Below are 4,631 nucleotides of genomic sequence, written 5' to 3'. Positions count from 1 at the left end.
GGATTGGGGATTGGGGATTGGGGACTGGGGACTGGGGACTGGGTAAAAATTCTACCTTGTCTACCTTATCTTCCTTCATCTCCTCATCTCCCTCATCCCCCTCATCTCCTCATCTCCCCACTACTCACGTTGGGACAAATCTAGAAAATTCGCCAGTTTGTAAACAATTCGCGCACCGACATTACCATCCCACTCAGCGTCACCAACTTCGCAGACATCAAAACCAATGATTTTTCTACCACTATTCACCAATTCTCGAAATAGACAAAAACTTTGCTCTAATTCCAATCCCCCAGGAACAGGAGTACCCGTATTTGGACACAGTTTGGGATCTAAACCATCCACATCAAAGCTAATGTGAACATATTCGGGTAAATGGCTGATCATTTCTTGGCATAACTCTATCCAGGTTGTTCCTGAATACAGCTTTTGTTTAATAGCTGGGTCATAATATGCCACAATGCGATGATTTGATTGGTCAATGATTTCCACTTCATCATGACAAATATCCCGCAAACCTACCTGCACTAATTTGCTAATTTGCGGTATCTTCATCGCATTAAACATGATAGACGCATGGGAAAATTCAAATCCCTCATAGGCATCTCTTAAATCTGCGTGTGCGTCAATGTGCAGAATGCCAAAGTTGGGGTATTTTGCAGCTAATGCTTGAAAATAACCCAATGGTGAACTGTGATCACCACCAATCACTGCTACTCGTTTACCCTTGTTCATTGCTGCCTGACTTTGGGTAAATAGCCATTGATTTACTTGTTGAGAAGCTTGATTAATTTCTGTCAAAACAGGAGTTAAATCTGGTGTATCGGTTAATGCTTTACCTTGTGCCAGTCGTTCAATAATTTGGGCTGCTAAGTCACGATAGTAGTTGTTTTTTTCTAAAATATCTTGGGGAATTTCTACTAGAAAAATTCCTTGTTTCCAACCATCATGATTGTCAAAGTCGAATAAATCCAGTTGAATGGAAGCATCAAGAATACGTTGCGGGCCGTTGGCTGTACCTGCACCATAGGAAACTGTGACTTCCCAAGGGACAGCAAAGACAATCAAGTTTGCAGACTCGTAATCGCAGGGCAAACCTAAGAGATTGCCATTGATTTCACCTACGCCGCTAGGATTATAGTCTTGAAGTTGATTACTCATCTATACTTATTTCCTACAATTTCAGATATGTGTCTGTACCTATATCCACATTGCCACAACCGATGCAATCCGGTTGGGTTAATACTCATGATGTACCTCACTTACTTCAAAAGTGCTGTATTTTGGGATAAGCAAAGGAAGTGAGGTGATCATGACATATCAGGAATTATTTCGCGATCGCGCGGCTGTCATCGCCACAATGCACCACAAAGAAAAGGTAATTGCTCCTGTGTTAGAACAAGAATTAGGGATTAAAGTTGTAGTCCCCCAAAATTTTAATACAGATGTATTCGGCACATTTACCAGAGAAGTAAAACGCCCAGGCACACAAATTGCTGCTGCTAGGTTAAAAGCAGAAAAAGCTTTAGAAATCACAGGTACAGGTTTAGCGATCGCTAGCGAAGGTAATTTTGCACCACATCCGTTAGTTCCCTATATTCAAGCTAATCGGGAAATAGTCATTTTATTAGATAAAGTCAACGATATCGAAATTATTGGTGAAGAATTTTCTACAGAAACCAACTTTAATCATCAAGTGGTGGCAAATTTAGATGAGGCTTATGAATTTGCTCATAAAGTCGGATTCCCTGAACATGGCTTAGTCGTTTGGTGTGGGAAATCAGCACACCAAGGCGTAGAAATTATCAAAGGTATTACCACAGAACAAAAGTTAGTAGAATCTGTGAAATTTGCTTTAGAAAACTCTCCAGATGGCCAAGTGCAGCTAGAAACAGATATGCGGGCGCTGTACAACCCGACGCGGATGAAAAATATAGAAAAAGCTACCCTTAATTTAATAGATAAAATCAGCAGTTGTTGTCCAAGATGCCATACACCAGGGTTTGAAATTACGGAAAGAATTCAGGGATTACTCTGTGAAATGTGTCATATGCCCACTACGTTAACCTATAAAGTGGTTTATCAATGTAAAAAATGTGATTTTAGTCAAGAAAAACTATTTCCTCATGGTAGAGAGTTTGCTGATCCAGCCCAATGTATGTATTGTAATCCCTAAGTTTTTGTTATTTTGAATTTTGTAGGCTTGCCTACTCTTTCCTTCAGGACGCTCCGCGAACGAGAACGCTACGCAAACCCGTAGGGTATTTTAAATTTTGAATTGATTCATGCTCATGTATGGCGATACATTGTTAATGCACAGAGATACATTGCTAATAGACATCTCCAGAAATTAAATATGCGTTTTCCAGAAACCTTGTAGAGACGTTCCATGGAACGTCTCTACATTCTTTTTTGGAGATGTCTAATGTATGGCGATACATTGTTAGTGCAAAGAGATACATTGCTAATGTATGGCGATACATTGTTAGTGCAGAGAGATACATTGCTAATGTATGGCGATACATTGTTAGTGCAAAGAGATACATTGCTAATGTATGGCGATACATTGTTAATGCAGAGGGATACATTGCTAATGTAGGGCATTACATTGGGAAGGAGACATAGCAATATCAAGACAAGGCATTAAATAAGGAGGACGTTTAGCAGGTAAACCAATTTCTCGCATAGGCAAAGTAATCAGATTCTTGATACTCACACCAAATTGTTTCACCGCTAATCGGTTTAGCAATGCAAAACCCCTACTGCTCAAGCCCTACTGATACATCTGCGTTGCCTTGAGCATATGGTAAGTAATAATTAATTGTGTCAGTGCCAAGGGGTGACTTTGCAGTGTTTCCCCAGTTGTGCCGGCGACTTTACCAATTTCTGGGTTGCTATCGCGATCGCATACCGCTCTTAAGTGAGGCATATCAGAACAGATAATATGTTCTAGCTTGTTCACCTGTTCTAAGGTAGCATGACCGTCAACTTCTAACACATCAACGGGTTTACTCATATCCCGATCTAATCCTAGGCGAATCGCTGACCCAGAATCACCATTTGTTACATTGATAATCGGTGTAAAATCTGGGTGGGGAATGGTAGGACGTAATACCAAACGCACGTTGAGGTGTCCGTTGGTTTCATCATCTGCGCCATCAGGGGGATAGAAACTCACCACTATATCAGACCATTGTCTTTGGGGACGAATAAACTGTTCTGAATCTGGTTCTCGTTTTTCTAATTCTGCTAATACTTGTTCTGGAGTATAGCCACGTTTTTGAGTATCCCGTTTCACCTTCCACTTGGCACGCAACTCTTCCGGAGGAGCAAGGTAAACTCTGACATCGTAACATTCACGGGCAGCGCGAGTAGAATAACCCAGCAAGCCTTCGATAATCACAAATTTATTCGGTTTAATGTACTGTGGTGGCTCAAAAGTTCCAGTTTTGTGGCTATAAACTGGTTTGAGAATTGACTGTCCTGTACGTAGCAGCGATAGGTGCTGCTGCATAATATCTAAATAGTTACAATCGGGGTGGAGAGCTGTGATCCCAATTTCTGCACGTTGCTTGCGATCGTAACGGTGATAGTCATCTGTACAGATAAGCGTGACATTTTCTGGGCCAAGTACCTGAGCAATTCCTCTAGTCAGTGTGGTTTTGCCAGCAGCACTATCACCAACAATACCAAGAATGATTGGACGGCTCATTAGTACCCCCCGATACAAGCAAGTTTAGTAATTAATTCGCAGAGAATTGTCTTTTTATTTTAGAGGGGTTTTGACTAAGTAAATCAAGCAGACACATTTGTGAAACATCTCTATACATTACATCGGCATTTCGGTAATCTAAAAAAGAGAAGCAATCACAAAGTATATGCGATCGCTACCCTAGGAGAACGCCTTTTCTAAAACGCCGCTATTTTCGGTAGCTCCTCTTTTGGGGAACCACCAATACTACACTGTCTCACACTACAAATTGGCTCACCGATTACACTATTTACTTAGCGCCCATCTCATCTACCGCACTACGTAAAAAGTCAACCCGTTGGTTAAAATCCCATCCCTTCACTGTATTAACAAAGTTGTCTGTTTGAGATGGCAATTCATAGTCATCAGGAACACCAATAATCGTGCCGTTTTCCATCCCTTGTGCCAGCTTCAGCCATAACTCTAGCTTGGCACTAGAACTCAAAGCTCTATAGGCATGACTAATCTCGGTATCTGCACAAGCAACGATATCACGTTGTGCTTGCAGTTGTTGTTCTTGGGGCAATGCTTGCACTTGATCAAAAAAAGCATTTGCAGGACTGGTTACAGATGACTGGTTCGTTGTTGGGCTTAAGGAATCTTTGATGTCTAAATAGCCATACCACAACAAGCCTAACTGTGTATCAGCATCAAAGCGACGGAATTGTTCTACTGATTGTCTTGCTTGTTCGTTGGTAGTGTAAGTCATAACTTTTCTCCGATTACTGTTGAGCAGTTGCCAGAGTGATTACTAACACCTGCTTAACAAAATTTAAGAAATTAACTGCGGAGATTAACCTTGCAAAAGACATAAATGGCAACCTTCACTCATGACAGATGTCGAGGTTGGGGATTGGGGATTGGGTAATAGTCATTAGTT

General features: G+C 41.2%; 5 protein-coding genes. 1 reads left to right on the top strand and 4 read right to left on the bottom strand.

The features are described 5' to 3' along the window. Positions 1 to 120 precede the first annotated feature (120 nt). The gene (gene speB, locus NOS7524_RS15825) at positions 121 to 1,161 is read right to left on the bottom strand and encodes an agmatinase SpeB (protein ID WP_015139488.1); all 1,041 of its coding nucleotides are present in this window, start codon (positions 1,159 to 1,161) and stop codon (positions 121 to 123) included. Between the two features lie 151 nt (positions 1,162 to 1,312). Between speB and NOS7524_RS15820 the strand changes: the two genes are divergently transcribed. Beyond that, positions 1,313 to 2,176 carry a DUF6671 family protein gene (locus NOS7524_RS15820; RefSeq protein ID WP_015139487.1) on the top strand — a complete coding sequence of 288 codons (864 nt, stop codon included), beginning with the start codon at positions 1,313 to 1,315 and terminating at the stop codon, positions 2,174 to 2,176. Between the two features lie 414 nt (positions 2,177 to 2,590). Here the strand turns inward: NOS7524_RS15820 and NOS7524_RS30105 are convergent, their stop codons facing one another. The 3 genes from NOS7524_RS30105 to NOS7524_RS15810 all read right to left on the bottom strand — a co-directional run bounded on the left by NOS7524_RS30105 (position 2,591) and on the right by NOS7524_RS15810 (position 4,460). Then, a complete protein-coding gene (locus NOS7524_RS30105) occupies positions 2,591 to 2,749 on the bottom strand; it encodes a hypothetical protein (RefSeq protein ID WP_171815379.1) in 159 nt (52 codons plus the stop codon). A 24-nt stretch (positions 2,750 to 2,773) separates the two neighbouring features. Further along, positions 2,774 to 3,712 carry a phosphoribulokinase gene (locus NOS7524_RS15815; protein WP_015139485.1) on the bottom strand — a complete coding sequence of 313 codons (939 nt, stop codon included), beginning with the start codon at positions 3,710 to 3,712 and terminating at the stop codon, positions 2,774 to 2,776. A gap of 289 nt (positions 3,713 to 4,001) precedes the next feature. Beyond that, positions 4,002 to 4,460, bottom strand: a complete 459-nt coding sequence (locus tag NOS7524_RS15810; protein ID WP_015139484.1) for an orange carotenoid protein N-terminal domain-containing protein — start codon at positions 4,458 to 4,460, stop codon at positions 4,002 to 4,004. Positions 4,461 to 4,631 lie beyond the last annotated feature (171 nt).

It is taken from the genome of Nostoc sp. PCC 7524 (genome assembly GCF_000316645.1).
GTDB lineage: Bacteria > Cyanobacteriota > Cyanobacteriia > Cyanobacteriales > Nostocaceae > Trichormus.
This window is presented reverse-complemented; position numbering and strand designations above follow the sequence as displayed.